The organism is Streptomyces sp. NPDC092952 (genome assembly GCF_044754785.1).
Lineage (GTDB): Bacteria > Actinomycetota > Actinomycetes > Streptomycetales > Streptomycetaceae > Streptomyces.
The window spans coordinates 157,277-173,337 of record NZ_JBIVPT010000006.1 but is presented as its reverse complement, the minus strand read 5'-3'; the positions used below and the strand labels follow the sequence as shown (position 1 = coordinate 173,337).

At 71.2% G+C, this 16,061-nt stretch carries 17 protein-coding genes; 15 read left to right on the top strand and 2 right to left on the bottom strand.

Annotated elements, in window-relative coordinates; translation table 11 throughout:
* Positions 1-76 precede the first annotated feature (76 nt).
* From ACIQGQ_RS17410 to ACIQGQ_RS17365, 10 genes are all read left to right on the top strand, one after another.
* A complete protein-coding gene (locus ACIQGQ_RS17410; protein WP_402396391.1) occupies positions 77-1,774 on the top strand; it encodes a nitrite/sulfite reductase in 1,698 nt (565 codons plus the stop codon).
* Entirely contained in the window at positions 1,771-1,950 is a 180-nt protein-coding gene (locus ACIQGQ_RS17405) for a hypothetical protein (protein ID WP_402396388.1), read from the top strand. Before ACIQGQ_RS17410 ends, ACIQGQ_RS17405 begins: the two co-directional genes overlap by 4 nt.
* Complete coding sequence (locus ACIQGQ_RS17400) at positions 1,947-2,648, top strand: phosphoadenylyl-sulfate reductase (RefSeq protein WP_402396385.1); 702 nt, start codon at positions 1,947-1,949, stop codon at positions 2,646-2,648. Before ACIQGQ_RS17405 ends, ACIQGQ_RS17400 begins: the two co-directional genes overlap by 4 nt.
* A 23-nt stretch (positions 2,649-2,671) precedes the next feature.
* Positions 2,672-3,217, top strand: a complete 546-nt coding sequence (gene cysC, locus ACIQGQ_RS17395) for an adenylyl-sulfate kinase (RefSeq protein WP_402396383.1) — start codon at positions 2,672-2,674, stop codon at positions 3,215-3,217.
* Complete coding sequence (cysD, locus tag ACIQGQ_RS17390) at positions 3,214-4,149, top strand: sulfate adenylyltransferase subunit CysD (RefSeq protein ID WP_402396380.1); 936 nt, start codon at positions 3,214-3,216, stop codon at positions 4,147-4,149. The genes cysC and cysD overlap by 4 nt, the downstream gene beginning before the upstream one ends.
* The gene (locus ACIQGQ_RS17385) at positions 4,150-5,487 is read left to right on the top strand and encodes a sulfate adenylyltransferase subunit 1 (RefSeq protein ID WP_402396377.1); all 1,338 of its coding nucleotides are present in this window, start codon (positions 4,150-4,152) and stop codon (positions 5,485-5,487) included.
* A 252-nt stretch (positions 5,488-5,739) separates the two neighbouring features.
* Entirely contained in the window at positions 5,740-6,852 is a 1,113-nt protein-coding gene (locus tag ACIQGQ_RS17380; RefSeq protein WP_402396375.1) for an aliphatic sulfonate ABC transporter substrate-binding protein, read from the top strand.
* 41 nt (positions 6,853-6,893) lie between these two features.
* Complete coding sequence (locus ACIQGQ_RS17375) at positions 6,894-7,685, top strand: ABC transporter ATP-binding protein (protein ID WP_402396372.1); 792 nt, start codon at positions 6,894-6,896, stop codon at positions 7,683-7,685.
* Positions 7,672-8,562, top strand: coding sequence for an ABC transporter permease (locus ACIQGQ_RS17370; protein WP_402396369.1), 891 nt, complete (start codon positions 7,672-7,674; stop codon positions 8,560-8,562). Before ACIQGQ_RS17375 ends, ACIQGQ_RS17370 begins: the two co-directional genes overlap by 14 nt.
* Positions 8,563-8,573: 11 nt before the next feature.
* Positions 8,574-9,371 (top strand): sirohydrochlorin chelatase, encoded by a 798-nt coding sequence (locus ACIQGQ_RS17365; RefSeq protein WP_402396367.1) that lies wholly within the window; start codon positions 8,574-8,576, stop codon positions 9,369-9,371.
* A 15-nt stretch (positions 9,372-9,386) separates the two neighbouring features.
* Here ACIQGQ_RS17365 and ACIQGQ_RS17360 read toward each other — a convergent pair whose 3' ends face one another.
* Positions 9,387-10,004, bottom strand: a complete 618-nt coding sequence (locus ACIQGQ_RS17360; RefSeq protein ID WP_402396364.1) for a DsbA family protein — start codon at positions 10,002-10,004, stop codon at positions 9,387-9,389.
* Positions 10,005-10,124: 120 nt separating this feature from the next.
* Here ACIQGQ_RS17360 and ACIQGQ_RS17355 point away from each other — a divergent pair, with 120 nt between their 5' ends.
* From ACIQGQ_RS17355 to ACIQGQ_RS17340, 4 genes are all read left to right on the top strand, one after another.
* On the top strand, positions 10,125-11,336 hold the full coding sequence (locus ACIQGQ_RS17355) for a hypothetical protein (RefSeq protein ID WP_402396362.1): 1,212 nt from the start codon (positions 10,125-10,127) through the stop codon (positions 11,334-11,336).
* A 177-nt stretch (positions 11,337-11,513) separates the two neighbouring features.
* The gene (locus ACIQGQ_RS17350) at positions 11,514-12,272 is read left to right on the top strand and encodes a hypothetical protein (RefSeq protein WP_402396360.1); all 759 of its coding nucleotides are present in this window, start codon (positions 11,514-11,516) and stop codon (positions 12,270-12,272) included.
* Complete coding sequence (locus ACIQGQ_RS17345) at positions 12,269-12,658, top strand: GntR family transcriptional regulator (protein WP_402396357.1); 390 nt, start codon at positions 12,269-12,271, stop codon at positions 12,656-12,658. Before ACIQGQ_RS17350 ends, ACIQGQ_RS17345 begins: the two co-directional genes overlap by 4 nt.
* A gap of 389 nt (positions 12,659-13,047) precedes the next feature.
* Positions 13,048-14,448, top strand: coding sequence for an SMI1/KNR4 family protein (locus tag ACIQGQ_RS17340; protein ID WP_402396354.1), 1,401 nt, complete (start codon positions 13,048-13,050; stop codon positions 14,446-14,448).
* Between the two features lie 152 nt (positions 14,449-14,600).
* On the opposite strand, the gene ACIQGQ_RS17335 is transcribed toward ACIQGQ_RS17340, so the two are convergent.
* Complete coding sequence (locus ACIQGQ_RS17335) at positions 14,601-14,954, bottom strand: hypothetical protein (protein ID WP_402396351.1); 354 nt, start codon at positions 14,952-14,954, stop codon at positions 14,601-14,603.
* Positions 14,955-15,293: 339 nt separating this feature from the next.
* On the opposite strand from ACIQGQ_RS17335, the gene ACIQGQ_RS17330 reads away from it, so the two are divergent.
* Complete coding sequence (locus ACIQGQ_RS17330) at positions 15,294-16,058, top strand: transposase (protein ID WP_402396903.1); 765 nt, start codon at positions 15,294-15,296, stop codon at positions 16,056-16,058.
* The last annotated feature ends 3 nt before the right edge of the window (positions 16,059-16,061 follow it).

The window sequence follows — 16,061 nt, the reverse complement described above, 5'->3', positions numbered from 1 at the left end:
CCCTGCGCACCGCCGCGATCCGACGCGAGTGTGCAGTTCAGAGCAGCCCTCCCGCAGTCCCGAAGGACGTACTGTCATGGCCGCCACCCCGGAACAGCCTGCGCCCGCAACGCCCCGCCGCAAGGCCGGCCGCCACCGCGGCGAGGGCCAGTGGGCCCTGGGGCACTACACCCCGTTGAACGGCAATGAGCAGTTCAAGAAGGACGACGACAGTCTCAATGTCCGGACACGCATTGAGACGATCTACGCCAAGCGGGGATTCGACTCCATCGACCCCAACGACCTCCGCGGCCGGATGCGCTGGTGGGGCCTGTACACCCAGCGCCGGGAGGGCATCGACGGCGGGAAGACCGCGATCCTGGAGCCCGAGGAGCTGGAGGACCGGTACTTCATGATGCGGGTCCGCATCGACGGCGGGCGGCTGACCACCGGGCAGCTCCGCGTCATCGGCGAGGTCTCGCAGCAGTACGCGCGCGGCACCGCGGACATCACCGACCGGCAGAACGTCCAGCTGCACTGGGTCCGGATCGAGGACGTCCCGGCCATCTGGGAGAAGCTGGAGGCCGTCGGGCTCTCCACCACCGAGGCGTGCGGCGACTGCCCGCGCGTGATCATCGGCTCCCCCGTGGCGGGTATCGCCGCCGACGAGATCATCGACGGGACGCCCGCCGTCGACGAGATCCACGAGCGGTACATCGGCAGCAAGGAGTTCTCCAACCTGCCGCGCAAGTTCAAGACCGCGATCTCCGGTTCGCCGGTGCAGGACGTGGTCCACGAGATCAACGACGTCGCCTTCGTCGGCGTCGAGCACCCCGAGCACGGTCCGGGCTTCGACCTCTGGGTCGGCGGCGGCCTCTCCACCAACCCCCGGCTGGCCGAACGGCTCGGCACCTGGGTGCCGTTGGACGAGGTCGCGGACGTCTGGGCCGGTGTCGTCGGGATCTTCCGCGACTACGGCTACCGGCGGCTGCGCAACCGCGCCCGGCTCAAGTTCCTGATGGCCGACTGGGGCCCGGCCAAATTCCGCCAGGTGCTGGAGGACGAGTACCTGAAGCGCCCGCTGCTGGACGGTCCGGCGCCTGCGGAGCCCAGCAGCCGCTGGCGCGACCACGTCGGCGTCCACCCGCAGCGCGACGGCCGGTTCTACGTCGGCTTCGCCCCCCGGGTCGGACGCGTCGACGGCGCCACCCTCGCCAAGATCGCCGATCTCGCCGAGGCGCACGGCTCCGGCCGGGTCCGGACCACCGTCGAGCAGAAGATGATCATCCTCGACGTGGCGGAGGACCAGGTCGAGGCGCTCACCGCCGGGCTGGAGGCGCTCGACTTCCAGGTGCGGCCCTCGCCGTTCCGGCGCGGCACGCTCGCCTGCACCGGCATCGAGTACTGCAAGCTGGCGATCGTCGAGACGAAGGCGCGCGGCGCCTCGCTCATCGACGAACTGGAGCGCCGCCTCCCCGACTTCGACGAACCGCTCACCATCAACATCAACGGCTGCCCCAACGCCTGCGCCCGCATCCAGACCGCGGACATCGGCCTCAAGGGCCAGCTCGTGCTGGACGCCGACGGCCGGCAGGTCGAGGGCTTCCAGGTGCACCTGGGCGGCGCCCTGGGCCTGGAGGCCGGATTCGGCCGCAAGGTCCGCGGTCTGAAGGTCACCGCGGCCGAACTGCCCGACTACGTCGAGCGGGTGCTGGGCCGCTTCCAGGAGGAGCGCGAGGACGGCGAACGGTTCGCGGCCTGGGCGGCGCGGGCCGGTGCGGAGTCGCTGTCATGAGCGAACGCGCCGCCCCGTTCCACTGCCCGTACTGCGGTGACGAGGACCTGCGGCCGCACGAGGCCGGGCACGGCTCCTGGGAATGCGCCACCTGCAACCGCGCGTTCCAGCTCAGATTCCTGGGCCTGCTGACCCGGGGCCTGGTCCACGACGACGGCGAGGGGAACGGGACATGACGGTCACCCGGCAGGACGAGGAGCTCGCGGAACTGGCCGTACGGGCCGGCCGGGAGCTGGAGGACGCCTCCGCCACGGAGATCCTCATCTGGGCCGTCGACACCTTCGGCAAGAAGTTCTGCGTCACCTCCTCCATGGAGGACGCGGTCGTCGCGCATCTCGCCTCCCGGGTCCGCCCCGGCGTCGACGTGGTGTTCCTGGACACCGGCTACCACTTCCCGGAGACCATCGGCACCCGGGACGCGGTGGCGGCCGTGATGGACGTCAACGTGATCACGCTGACGCCCCGGCGGACGGTGGCCGAGCAGGACGCCGAGCACGGGCCCCGGCTGCACGACCGCGACCCCGACCTCTGCTGCCGGCTGCGCAAGGTCGAGCCGCTGCGGGAGGGGCTGACCGGCTACACCGCCTGGGCGACCGGGCTGCGCCGCGACGAGTCGCCCACCCGGGCGAACACCCCCGTCGTCGGCTGGGACGCCAAGCGCCGCAAGGTGAAGGTGTCGCCGATCGCCCGCTGGACGCAGGACGACGTGGACGCCTACGTGGCGGAGCACGGTGTCCTCACCAACCCGCTGCTGATGGACGGCTACGCCTCCGTCGGCTGCGAGCCCTGCACGCGCAGGGTGCTGGCGGGCGAGGACGCCCGCGCCGGGCGCTGGGCCGGCCGGGGCAAGACCGAGTGCGGGCTGCACGACTGATGACGACCGATCAGGAGACTTCGATGAGCGTGACGGAGACGGGAGCCACCGTCTGGCTGACCGGTCTGCCGAGCGCGGGCAAGACGACCATCGCGTACGAGCTGGCCGGACGGCTGCGCGGCGAGGGCCACCGGGTGGAGGTCCTCGACGGGGACGAGATCCGCGAGTTCCTCTCCGCCGGGCTCGGCTTCTCCCGCGAGGACCGCCACACCAACGTCCAGCGGATCGGCTTCGTCGCCGAACTGCTGGCGGCCAACGGCGTGAAGGTGCTGGTCCCGGTCATCGCCCCGTACGCGGACAGCCGGGACGCGGTGCGGGGGCGCCACCAGACCGAGGGCACCCCGTACCTGGAGATCCATGTCGCGACCCCGGTCGAGGTGTGCTCCGCACGCGATGTGAAGGGCCTGTACGCCAGGCAGGCGGCGGGCGAGATCAGCGGGCTGACCGGCGTCGACGACCCGTACGAGGAGCCCGAGGCGCCCGATCTGCGGATCGAGTCGCACCGGCAGACCGTGCGGGAGTCCGCGGAACAGCTGTACGCGCTGCTGAGCGAGAGGGGTGCGGTGTGACCACCACGGCGACCGTGTCGGAAGGCACCGACAGTCCGTACGCGCTGAGCCATCTGGACTCCCTGGAGTCCGAGGCCGTGCACATCTTCCGCGAGGTGGCGGGCGAGTTCGAACGACCGGTGATCCTCTTCTCCGGCGGCAAGGACTCGATCGTGATGCTGCACCTGGCGCTCAAGGCGTTCGCGCCCGCGCCGGTGCCGTTCACCCTGCTGCACGTGGACACCGGGCACAACTTCCCCGAGGTGCTGGAGTACCGCGACCGCACGGTCGCCCGGCACGGGCTGCGGCTCCATGTCGCCTCCGTGCAGGAGTACATCGACGCCGGGAAGCTCCGGGAGCGGCCGGACGGCACCCGCAACCCGCTCCAGACCGTGCCGCTGACCGAGGCGATCCAGCGGCACCGGTTCGACGCGGTGTTCGGCGGCGGGCGGCGCGACGAGGAGAAGGCGCGCGCCAAGGAGCGGGTCTTCTCGCTGCGCGACGAGTTCTCCCAGTGGGACCCGCGCCGCCAGCGCCCCGAGCTGTGGCAGCTGTACAACGGCCGGCACGCCCCCGGTGAGCACGTCCGGGTCTTCCCGATCTCCAACTGGACCGAGCTGGACGTCTGGCAGTACATCGCCCGCGAGGCCATCGAGCTGCCGGAGATCTACTTCGCCCACGACCGCGAGGTCTTCAACCGCAGCGGCATGTGGCTGACCGCCGGGGAGTGGGGCGGCCCCGGGGACCACGAGCCCGTCGAGACCCGGCAGGTCCGCTACCGCACCGTCGGCGACATGTCGTGCACCGGCGCCGTGGACTCCGACGCCACGACGCTGGACGCCGTGATCGCCGAGATCGCCGCCTCCCGGCTCACCGAGCGCGGCGCGACCCGCGCCGACGACAAGCTCTCCGAGGCCGCGATGGAAGACCGCAAGCGCGAGGGGTATTTCTAGATGACCACCACGACCGAGCAGTTGTCGGCGACCACCCTGCTGCGCTTCGCCACCGCGGGCTCCGTCGACGACGGCAAGTCAACCCTGGTGGGGCGGCTGCTGCACGACTCCAAGTCGGTCCTCGCCGACCAGCTGGAGGCCGTCGAGCACGCCTCGCGCAACCGGGGCCAGGAGGCGCCCGACCTGGCGCTGCTCACCGACGGGCTGCGCGCCGAGCGCGAGCAGGGCATCACCATCGACGTCGCCTACCGCTACTTCGCGACCCCGCGCCGCCGGTTCATCCTGGCCGACACCCCCGGGCACGTGCAGTACACCCGGAACATGGTGACGGGCGCCTCGACGGCCGAGCTGGCCGTCGTCCTGGTCGACGCGCGCAACGGGGTCGTCGAGCAGACCCGCCGCCACGCAGCCGTCGCCGCCCTGCTGCGGGTGCCGCACGTGGTGCTGGCGGTCAACAAGATGGACCTGGTCGATTACGCGGAGCCGGTCTTCGCCGCCATCGCCGAGGAGTTCACCGCGTACGCCGCCTCGCTCGGCGTCCCGGAGATCACCGCGATCCCGATCTCCGCACTGGCCGGCGACAACGTGGTGGAGCCGTCCGCGCACATGGACTGGTACGGCGGCCCCACCGTCCTGGAGCACCTGGAGACGGTGCCGGTCAGCCACGACCTGACCGCCTGCCACGCCCGCTTCCCGGTCCAGTACGTGATCCGCCCGCAGACCGCCGAGCACCCCGACTACCGGGGCTACGCGGGCCAGATAGCCGCCGGGGCCTTCCGGGTCGGCGAGGCCGTCACCGTCCTGCCGTCCGGGCGTACGTCGACGATCTCGGCGATCGACGCGCTCGGTGAGAGCGTGGACATCGCCTGGGCCCCCCAGTCGGTGACGCTCCGGCTCGCCGACGACATCGACATCTCGCGCGGCGACCTGATCGCCCCCTCGGGCGACGCCCCCGCCACCACCCAGGACGTCGAGGCGACCGTCTGCCACGTCGCCGACCAGCCGCTCCGGGTCGGCCACCGGGTCCTGCTCAAGCACACCACCCGCACCGTCAAGGCGATCGTCAAGGACATCCCCTCGCGGCTCACCCTGGACGACCTCTCCCAGCACCCGGCGCCCGGACAGCTCGTCGCCAACGACATCGGCCGGGTCGTCGTCCGCACTGCGGAGCCGCTCGCGCTGGACGCCTACGCGGACTCCCGGCGCACCGGATCGTTCCTGCTGATCGACCCGGCGGACGGCACCACCCTGTCGGCGGGCATGGCGGGCGCCTCGTTCGCCGCCACGGCCACGAAGGACGCCGAAGCCGCGGACGACGACGCCGAGTGGGACTTCTGATGGCCGTCGACATCTACTCCACGTTCGCGAAGGAGGGCGGCCGCGTCGGCAGCGGCGCCCTCGGCAGCGGCCAGGGCGGGGTCGCGCGATGTGTGTGATGACGTACGCGCACCGCCTGCGCGCCCACTCGCACCAACCGCACCACCTGTGCGGCCCGTTCAGCACGTCCAGACGAAGACCTGCCGACCTCCCGGCCGCGTCCCCGTAACACCGCGGGACGCGAGCACCGGGCCGACGAGAGGAAAGCCTCCCGTGTCTGCCCCCCGTTCCACCGCGCGCCGCGCCCTCGCCGCCGTCGCCGCCCTGCCGCTGCTCGCCCTGGCCGTCACCGCCTGCGGCTACGGCTCCGCCGCGAAGGACGACGCCCCTAAGGCGGACGTCTCCAGCGGCGGCAAGAAACTCTCCGCGGACACCGTGAAGATCGGCTACTTCCCGAACCTCACCCACGCGACCGCCCTGGTCGGCATCGAGGAGGGCATCATCGCCAAGGAGCTGGGCTCCACCGCGGTCAAGCCCTCGACGTTCAACGCCGGGCCCTCCGAGATCGAGGCGCTCAACGCGGGCTCGATCGACATCGGCTTCATCGGCCCCTCCCCCGCCATCAACGGCTTCACCAAGTCCAAGGGCAAGAGCCTGCGCATCATCGGCGGTTCGGCGTCCGGCGGGGTGAAGCTGGTGGTGAACCCGGCGAAGATCAAGACCCTGGACGACCTCAAGGGCAAGAAGATCGCCACCCCGCAGCTCGGCAACACCCAGGACGTCGCCTTCCTCAACTGGATATCCGAGAAGGGCTGGAAGGTCGACGCCAACAGCGGCCGGGGCGACGTCTCGGTGGTCCGTACGGACAACAAGGTGACGCCGGACGCCTACAAGTCCGGTTCCATCGACGGCGCCTGGGCTCCGGAGCCGACCGCGTCCAAGCTGGTCGCGCAGGGCGCGAAGGTGCTGCTGGACGAGTCGACGCTGTGGCCGGACAACAAGTTCGTGATCACGAACATCATCGTGTCGCAGAAGTTCCTCACCGAGCACCCGGACGTCGTCGAGGCGGTGCTGCGCGGCACGGTCGCCACCAACGCGTGGATCAACGCCAACCCGGACAGGGCGAAGGCGTCGGCGAACGCCGCGCTCAAGAAGCTGTCCGGCAAGGAGCTCCCGGCCGAGGTCATCGACCCGGCGTGGAAGTCGGTCCAGTTCATCGACGACCCGCTGGCCGCCACGCTCGACACCGAGGCCGAGCACGCGGTGCAGGCGGGCCTCCTGGAGCGGACGGACCTCGGCGGCATCTACGACCTGAAGCCGCTGAACAAGATCCTGAAGGCCGCGGGCAGGCCCGAGGTCGCCGACGCCGGTCTCGGCGTCAAGTAGCGCGTCCGGTACCCGAAGAGGATTCCCAGGAGGTGACGACCATGGCGACCACCACACTCACCAAGGCCGAGGACCGCACGCGGTCCGGGCACGCCGCCCGCATCGACCACGTCTCGAAGTCCTTCGACGGACCGGAGGGGCGGCAGCTCGTCCTGGACGACATCACGCTCGATGTCGCCCCCGGCGAGTTCGTCACCCTCCTGGGCGCCTCGGGATGCGGCAAGTCGACCCTGCTCAATCTGGTGGCCGGGCTCGACCGCCCGACGTCGGGGGCGATCGAGACCCCCGGCGGGCGGCCGGCCCTGATGTTCCAGGAGCACGCCCTCTTCCCGTGGCTCACCGCGGGCAAGAACATCGAACTGGCGCTGCGGCTGCGCGGTGTGCCGCGCGCCGAGCGCCGCGCCGAGGCCGAGCGGCTGCTCGAACTCGTCCGGCTCGACGGCGCGCACGGCAAGCGGGTGCACGAACTCTCCGGCGGGATGCGGCAGCGGGTGGCGATGGCCCGCGCGCTCGCCCAGGACAGTCAACTGCTGCTGATGGACGAGCCGTTCGCCGCGCTCGACGCGATCACCCGGGACGTGCTGCACGACGAGCTGACCCGGATCTGGCGCGAGACGAACCTGTCGGTCCTCTTCGTCACGCACAACGTGCGCGAGGCGGTCCGGCTCGCCGAACGGGTCGTCCTGCTCTCCTCGCGGCCGGGCCGGGTGGCCCGGGAGTGGACGGTCGGCATCGACCACCCGCGCCGCATCGAGGACACCGCGGTGGCCGAGCTCTCCGTGGAGATCACCGAAGAACTGCGTGGGGAGATCCGCCGACATGGCCAGCACTGAGACCTCCGCCCAGGACGCCTCCCGGGACCTGGCGGGCCTGGAGGCGGGGCTCGACGCCCTCGACACCGTACGGGTGAGCCGTACCCCCGTCCGCCAGGTGCTGGTGCGCAAGGTGCTGCCCCCGGTGGTGGCGGTGGCCCTGGTGCTCGTGGTGTGGCAGCTGCTGATCTGGGCCCAGGTCACCGACGACTACAAGCTGCCGTCGCCGTCCCAGGTGTGGGGCGAGGTGTCCGACGCCTGGGCGCAGGGCACTCTGCTCGGCTACATCTGGACCAGCGTCTCGCGCGGTCTGCTCGGCTTCCTGCTGGCGCTGGCCATCGGCACCCCGCTGGGGCTGCTGGTGTCCCGGGTCCGGCTGGTCCGGGCGGCGATCGGGCCGGTGCTGTCCGGGCTCCAGTCGCTGCCCTCGGTCGCCTGGGTGCCGCCCGCGGTGATCTGGCTGGGGCTCGACGACCGGATGATGTACGCGGTGATCCTGCTGGGTGCCGTCCCGTCGATCGCCAACGGCCTGGTGGCGGGCGTCGACCAGATCCCGCCGCTGCATCTGCGGGCCGGGCAGACGCTCGGCGCGACCGGGCTGCGGGGCACCTGGCACATCGTGCTGCCCGCCGCGCTGCCCGGCTACCTGGCGGGGCTGAAGCAGGGCTGGGCGTTCTCCTGGCGCTCGCTGATGGCCGCCGAGATCATCGCCTCCTCGCCCGATCTGGGCGTGGGCCTGGGCCAGTTGCTGGAGCAGGGCCGGGAGACCAGCAGCATGTCGATGGTGTTCCTCGCCATCATCCTGATCCTCACCGTCGGCATCGCGATCGACCTGCTGATCTTCAGCCCGCTGGAGCGGTGGGTACTGCGCGGCCGCGGCCTCCTGGTGAAGAGCTAGGGGTGCCGCGCATGCCCGCCGCCCCGGTTCTCCTCGTCATCGCCCACGGCAGCCGCGATCCCCGGCACGCGGCGACCGTCCACGCGCTCACCGCGCGGGTACGGTCGCTGCGGCCGGGGCTGCGGGTGGCGACCGGCTTCCTGGACTTCAACGCGCCGTCGGTGCCGCGGGTCCTGGAGCGGCTGGCCGCCGAGGGCGCGGAGTCGGCCGTCGCCCTTCCGCTGCTGCTGACCCGGGCCTTCCACGCCAAGTCCGACATCCCCGCGGTGCTGGACGAGGCCCGGCGCGGACTGCCCCGGCTGCGGATCCGGCAGGCCGAGGTGCTCGGCCCGTCCCCGCTGCTCAACGCGGCGCTGCTTCGGCGCCTGCGTGAAGCGGGCGTCCACCCCGCCGACCGGGCGTCGACCGGTCTCGTCCTGGCCTCGGCGGGCTCCACAGACCCGGAGGCGATCGCAGTGATCGCTGAAATCGCGCGGGAGCTGCGGCACACCGGTTGGTGTTCCGTGCGGCCTGCGTTCGCCTCCGCCACCTCTCCCGGCGGCTTCCCCGGCACCGGGGAAGCGGTACGGGCCCTGCGGGCCGAAGGCGTGAGCCGGGTGGCGGTGGCACCGTACGTCATCGCGCCCGGCCGGCTGCCGGACCGGATCGCGGCAGGGGCGGCCGGTGCCGACGTCCTGGCCGATGTCCTCGGCCCGGCAACGGAGTTGGCCCGCCTGCTGCTGACCCGGTACGACGAGGCCCGGTACGGCGGGGCCCGGTACGACGGGACGGGCACCCCGGAGCTCCGGACCGCCGTGCTCGGCGCGTGATCCCGGCGGTCCGCCTCAGCCCACGTCCAGGCCGCCGGTCCGGGTCCGCTTGAGCTCGAAGAAGTCCGCGTGCCCGGCGAGGGCCCGGAAGCTGTCGAAGAACCGTCCGGCCTCCTCACCGCGCGGCGCGGCCCGCAGCACGGGCCCGAACCAGACCGTGCCGTCGACGTGGATGGTCGGCGTTCCGACGTAGCCGCCCGCCTCCGGGTCCTTCCCGGCGTCGTGGCTGTGGCGCAGCGCGTCGTCGTACTCCCCCGAGTGCGCGGCGTCGGCGAGCCCGGCGGGCAGCCCCAGCTCGGCGAGGGACTGGGCGACCACCTCGTCGAAGTCCTCGTTCTTCTCCCGGTGGATACGGGTTCCCATCGCGGTGTACAGGTCGCGCAGCACGCCGTCGCCGTGCGCGGCCGCCGCCGCGACGGCGACCCGGACGGGCCCGAGCGAACGGTCGACCAGATCCCGGTACCAGTCGGGCAGTTCGTTGCCGATGTTGTGGAGGTAGAGGCTCATGACACGGAAGCGGAGGTCGATGTCGCGGTGCTGTTCCACTTCCAGCATCCAGCGGGAGGTGATCCAGGCGAACGGGCAGGCCGGGTCGAAGTAGAAGTCGACAGTGGTGCGCGGTGTGGTGTCCATGGGGTGAGCGTAGGCAGGGATTGGCGGGTGGACCCGGGCCATTCGCCATCGATTCCACTGGTCCATTCGCAGAACCGCCTGCACGGCGGAAGCCCGGTGGCAGGGGCTACCATCCGCTGAATGGTCAGCATAGAGACTCTGGTGCCGGAGGCCGGGCGGTTCGACGCGGAGGGGCTGCGCGCGTTCGACGCGGACGCGCTGGCGGCGTACGTGGCCGACCCGGCGCACCCGTGGTGGCGCCGCAGACCCTGTGTGCACGCGCTGGCCGGGCGGGTGCCGGAGCACCGTGCCGCCGCGCTGATCGCCCGCGTCCACGACGTCCAGGACGTGGCCGAGGTGCGGATCGCGCTGCTGGACCTGCTCGCCGGCCGGGCGGAGCTGCTGGACTGGCTCAGGCATCCGGACCGGCGGCAGGACACGTCGTACGGCATGCCGGAGGCGATCCTGAAGGCGCGCGGTCTGCTCGGCGACCGTACGGCGGCCGGTGAGCTGGCGACGCTGGCGGCGGAGCCCTGGCGGCACATGCGGGCGACCGGCGAGGCCGGTCTGGACGCGCTGGTCGCCCGGTACGGAACGGAGGCGGTGCTCTCCGACGTGGGTGACGCGCGCCCGGAGGACCGGGTCTTCCGGGTCCGGATGCGCCACCGGGCCGGGCAGGACGTGACCGACGCCCTCGCGGACCCGGACCGGTCGGTCGCCCACCGCGCGCAGTTGCTCCTCACCGATCCGGAGCGGCTCCGCGGCTACCTCCCCGGGGCGCCGACGATCGAGGCGAAGCTGTGGGCGGCGTACGCCCTGCACCGGCTGACCGGCGACGCCGCCGAGACCCGCGCGATCCGCGCCTCACTGGGCAGCCCCCGGGTCGAGGTGGCGGGGCTGGACGAGGAGCTGCGCGCGGCGGTCGTCGAGGAGTACGGCCAGTACTGCGAGGAGCGGAGCGACCCGCGCTGGCGGGTGGAGGCGATCTGCGCCGAGCCGCCCGTCCCCCTGGACGAGGACGGGCAACTCGGCCGGGCGACGTCCGCGCTCACCGCCGCAGGCCTGGCACCGCACCCGCCGGTCTCCTGCGGCGAGTACCACCGGCAGGGCGGCGGCACGTACCACGTGATCGGCCTGGGCTCCGGGGACGGCGCCGTCTCCATCAGCACCCTGGGCCCCTTCGCGACCTCCCACACCCCCGAACCCGCCGCCCGCGCCGCGCTGGAGGCCGCCGGCTTCCGCTGGATCACCCCGCGGACCGGCGCGATCCGCGTGACCGGCCTCTGCGTCTACTACTTCGGCGGCCGCCGCCCGCTGGACGTCAGCACTCTGCTCTTCTACTGGCAGGACTGAGAGTTGCCCCGCGATGCCGACCGAGCCGGGGCAGGTATCCCGTCCCGGACGGGGTCCGGGAGCAGGAGCCTGGGGGCCGGTACCGGATGGAGAAGTGTATTACCCATTTGACACACTTCAATCCGTCGGGCAGTGTGTCATGCAGTTGATACACATCGTCAGGGAACGGGGTCTGCCATGTCCACTGCCGCGGAAACGGAAAGGTCATGGCGGACGAGGCTCGACACTCCTGTGCGATGGGTCGGTGCGGCGTCAGGTCTGGCCGTCAACGCCCTGGTCTCCTTCAGCCCCGAGCCTGATGTGGATCTGCTGTACGGGTTCCCCGTATTCGGCCTGTGCGTCATGGGCGGCGTGCTCGCGGCAGATGTCGTCGCGCGCCCGAGCCCTGGCCGGCTGCGAGCAGCCGAAGTGGCACCGCGCCGGATCCGGGACCACTTGCCCCGATTCCTGACTGCCGGACTGGCCACGCAGGCTGTCGTCCTGACGGCGCTCCTGATCGTCGCAGCCGCAACGGCATCGGAGGACGCCGACGGCCGTCCAGGACGTGCTGTGTCCGTCGCATGCCCGGAGGGCACCCAACTGCTCTCGCCCTGGCCCGGCCCCTACTACGCCTGGCCGACCCTCGGCGGCCTCACCCTCGGCACCGTCGCCTGCGCGCTGCTTCTGCGCCACGTCACCGCGCGGCGCGGGAGCGACGATCAACGCCGCACGAGTATCCGGGCGGCGGTCGGCGCTTGGGGAGTGCTGGTGGCCGCCCCTCTTTTCGCCGTCTCCTTGACGATGGGCGTTGTGGTGCTGAGCATGTCCTGCGCAGGCGGGATGAAGAACGTGGCCCTATGGGGACTGGCCGTCACGGCTCTCACCTCCGCACTGACCGCGTGTCACTGTCTGGGTGTCCTGCTGCTGCCGCGGGCGTATATCAAGGCTCGACCATGACAACAAACGGCATCAGCGTCATCATCAACCAGGCTTCGCCTGTCCCGCCCTACGAGCAACTCCGCGCACAACTGGCAGATCTGATCTCCGTCGGACGTCTGAATCACGGGGACAAGCTCCCGTCCGTGCGCCAGCTCGCCTCCGACCTCGGGCTGGCCAACAACACCGTTGTACGGGCATACCGTGAACTGGAGACCGCCGGCCTGGTCAAGAGCCGCCGCGGCTCCGGTACTCAGGTCGTCGCCCTCGCGGCCACTACCGACATCAAGGTGAGACTCGCGGAACACGCGAGCACCTACGCGGCCGCGGCCAGGCAGCTCAACGCTACTGACGAGGAAACCCTCGCGGCAATCCGGCAGGCCCTCGCCGCCCGCGATACGCCATGACCTCAGAGAGGTCCTGGCGTCCCGAGTCGGGAGTTCTGTACAGATTTGAGGCGAGCGTTCGATGTTCTCGTCCGCGGTCTCGGTCCAGCCGTAGGGCTTGGGGCGGCGTTCCAGGCGACAATCCAGGTACGGATGCCGTTCTCCAGGGATTGGACGGCCGGTTCGCACGGGGCGAGTCACTGGGCCAGTGCCTCGTGCACCGCGAGCGTCGGGTGGCACCCCGGATCCGACTCTCCTGTGCGGTCTGCGCAGAGGGCACTGCGCAGGGCTTCGAGGCAGGCGTCGAGCGCCGGTGAGGTCGGGGACTGTCGGCAAGCCGACGGCCCCCTTCCCGAGCAGCGCCGCCTCCTGCGATGCCGGGTGTCAGCCGCCCCGCGTACGGTCTGCGCATGGCTACTCAGAAACCCCCCGGGCAATCGATACGTGACTTCGCGACCTGGCAGCCCGTGCTGAGGCTCCTGCGGGCCGCAAAGGCGGACAAGGCCGGTACCGGGCCCATGCGCGTGGCGGGTCGCATCGGGCGAGGCGGTTGGAGTCTGGCCCTCCCGCACCCGGCGCCACCGCCCGGTAGAGCCTTTCAGACCGAGGACATACAGGACGAGCTCGACGCGGTGGAACGGGTGCGGACCGCGATGACGGAGGTCGGTGTCGACGACATCTCGTTCACGGCGGAGATCGAACCGACCGGGACGACCGTGCTTCGTCTGCTCGGCCCCAGCCCGGCGGTGGAACCCGGGATCGGAACCCCTCATCCCGGTGCACTCGTCCTGGTCGAAGGCTCTCTTCCCGAGCCGTGGCGCCGCCTCCCCGGTCCCACGCGCGAAGCGAGGCCGGCCTCCTCGGCGGACCCGGAGTTGCTGGAGCGGACACTGCGGGAACGACTGCCCGACGCCATCGGCGCGACGGAGGCGGAGATCGCCGCCGCCGAAGCACGCCTGGGCGTCCGCCTGCCCGAGGAACTCAAGGTGCTCTACCGGGTGACCCGGGCGCGATGGGAGGACTGGGGCGACGACTGCGAGGCGGCGAACGGTGTCTTCGAAGCGGCGCGCTGCGAACTCTCCTCCGTGGACGACCTGTACATGGCCGAAGCCTCGACCCGCCACTACCGCTGGGAGCACGCTGCCATGGAGGCGGTCGTCACGCCCCCCGACGCCGCGGTACAGGGAGTCGTCGGGTCACCCGGGTGGATCGTATTCGGCGAGAACGGCGGAGGGGACCAACTGGCGGTCGACCTGACGCCCGGCCCCCGTGGACACACCGGGCAGATCATCCTGCTCAGCCACGAGGAGAGCATTGGCGCCGATTTGCTGGCCGACTCGCTCACCGACTGGGTCCTGGACCGGGAGACACCCGAGCGCCGGCACCGCAGGGAGGAGCCACTGCTCGTGGCCCACGTCAACCACGCGAGCATCAAGAGCGTCCGGGAAGCCGCCCACCCCGACCTGGAAGTCCTCTCGATCGGGGTGTGGGACGGCGCGCCGTTCAGCCTCTCCCCGGTCGTCGGGCTGCCCCGCCTGCGCACCCTCGCCGCGTATGCCGGTACGCTCGCCGACCCGCTGGAAGTCGCCGAGCTCAGCGGCCTGGAATTCCTGGAACTCGGCCCTCAGGATTGGCGTGCCCTTCTGGATGCCGACGCCGTCCCCCGGAGCTTGCTGGCTGCGTCCATCACGGCGTACGCCGACCACGACCCCCTGCCCATCGTGGCCATCGCCAACGAAATTCTGGCTCTCTGGGACCGGCCCCAGATCATCCAGACTGTCCTGGAAGGAAACCTCGGACCCCTTGCATAGGCCCGCAGAGCCAGGCTTTTCACTCCTCCGGTCGAGGCGGTCGAGGTCGTCCATCACGCTGAGACGGCGGATCACGCGCCTGCGCCGGTACTACGTCTGCCCGACGCCCTCACCCCGGTCAGCGACGGCCGTGTCCGGGGTGGCGATCTGATTCAGGAGAAGACCACGGAGCGCGTCTGGAGACGGTCTCCGGCTCCCGCGCCGGGAGGCAGGGTGTAGTAGACGTCGCCCTCGCAGTCGGCGTCGAGGAAAACGGTGGCGGTGGCGTTGGTGTGGTTCTTCGGTGCCCGGCTGACGGAACCAGGTTCGGAGGCGGGGCCGTGCAGGTTGATGCATTCGCCGCTGGCGGGATTGGCCAGAAAGCCGACGGCGTCGTATCCCTCGGCGGTGGTGTAGGTGTAGCGGAACTGGCCGGTGGCCGCCGAGGCCGAACCCGGTACGGCCAGCAGCAGGACGAAGGCGCCGCAGGCGGCACCGACGGCCGCGGTGAGGGTGCGAACAGACACGGAGAACTCTCTTTCTTCCAGTGACGGACGACGACCGGTCGCGCGGTATCGGCCCTGGCGCCGACACGGGGTCCGGATCGGGGCAGGACGGCGTCTCCGCGGAACGCGGCACCTTCCGAGAACGGTGACGGGCGGCCCCGGAAAGGAGCCCTGGTCGCGATCGATAACGACCGCGGCGGGGCATCGGACACGGGCCCCGCGACCGGCACCGAGGGCACGTCCACGACCAGCACGGCGGATCACGCACATCAGCAGCCATCGTTACCGCAGTTGACAGACAGAACCCGGCAGCTTGGCCCGCGCAACCTCACATCCGGATCTCAGCTTCGAGGCCGATCTGTGGACCTTGGAACGCGTCGGCGTCGTCGTGGAGCGGGTGACCGGGGTGGCGGTTGCCGACCGGCCGGCCGGGGTGGAGTCTGCAGCGGCCCGAGCGGCGGGCGGCCGAGCGGGACGAGTCGGAGACCGCGCGTTGGACCGCACACGAGTGGCCTCGGATCAAGAAGGGGGGGTGAACACACGTGCCTGGATCGTGTTCCCCGACGAATCAGGTGTCACACTCCCCCTCGGATCCGCCGCACCTACGCGCCCCGAGGACGAACCCCGCTCCTGCGGCACCGGTTGAACTGGAAGCGGGCCTCGATGGCCGGGGCCCCGGGCTGCCGCTCCACCGACCCCGACCGCGGGGCTCGTCTCCGCTTCCACCTCAAGCCCGGCAGCTACGACACCGACGGGTTGATCGAGGTCCTGGAGCAGATGAAGGTGCGCTACCGCGGCGAGAGGGCGGTCCTTGTCCGGGACGACCTGTCCGCCCACTGGAGCCGGGCGATGCGGGCTTGGGTCGCCCAACAGGACTGGCTGCCCCCGGAACGCCTCCCGGCATACGCCCCCGAGCCGAATCCGGTGGAACTGCTGTGGTCCTCACTCAAGAAACCCGAACTCGCCAACCTCGCCGGCGACCACCTCGCCCATGTCGCCGACGCCACCGAACAAGGCATCCACCGCATCAACCACAACCCACAACTGCCCTGGTCCTTCCTCGCCCACACAGGCCTGACCATCCACCCACCACACCCACGGAACTTACGAAAAGATCAGCAGTAGGGT

Bases quoted from the DNA above. Each gene is read 5' to 3' on its own strand.
- ACIQGQ_RS17410 (WP_402396391.1), top strand. From the start codon at position 77: ATGGCCGCCACCCCGGAACAGCCTGCGCCCGCAACGCCCCGCCGCAAG.
- ACIQGQ_RS17405 (WP_402396388.1), top strand. From the start codon at position 1,771: ATGAGCGAACGCGCCGCCCCGTTCCACTGCCCGTACTGCGGTGACGAG.
- ACIQGQ_RS17400 (WP_402396385.1), top strand. From the start codon at position 1,947: ATGACGGTCACCCGGCAGGACGAGGAGCTCGCGGAACTGGCCGTACGG.
- cysC (WP_402396383.1), top strand. From the start codon at position 2,672: ATGAGCGTGACGGAGACGGGAGCCACCGTCTGGCTGACCGGTCTGCCG.
- ACIQGQ_RS17385 (WP_402396377.1), top strand. From the start codon at position 4,150: ATGACCACCACGACCGAGCAGTTGTCGGCGACCACCCTGCTGCGCTTC.
- ACIQGQ_RS17375 (WP_402396372.1), top strand. From the start codon at position 6,894: ATGGCGACCACCACACTCACCAAGGCCGAGGACCGCACGCGGTCCGGG.
- ACIQGQ_RS17370 (WP_402396369.1), top strand. From the start codon at position 7,672: ATGGCCAGCACTGAGACCTCCGCCCAGGACGCCTCCCGGGACCTGGCG.
- ACIQGQ_RS17365 (WP_402396367.1), top strand. From the start codon at position 8,574: ATGCCCGCCGCCCCGGTTCTCCTCGTCATCGCCCACGGCAGCCGCGAT.
- ACIQGQ_RS17360 (WP_402396364.1), bottom strand. From the start codon at position 10,004: ATGGACACCACACCGCGCACCACTGTCGACTTCTACTTCGACCCGGCC.
- ACIQGQ_RS17355 (WP_402396362.1), top strand. From the start codon at position 10,125: ATGGTCAGCATAGAGACTCTGGTGCCGGAGGCCGGGCGGTTCGACGCG.
- ACIQGQ_RS17350 (WP_402396360.1), top strand. From the start codon at position 11,514: ATGTCCACTGCCGCGGAAACGGAAAGGTCATGGCGGACGAGGCTCGAC.
- ACIQGQ_RS17345 (WP_402396357.1), top strand. From the start codon at position 12,269: ATGACAACAAACGGCATCAGCGTCATCATCAACCAGGCTTCGCCTGTC.
- ACIQGQ_RS17340 (WP_402396354.1), top strand. From the start codon at position 13,048: ATGGCTACTCAGAAACCCCCCGGGCAATCGATACGTGACTTCGCGACC.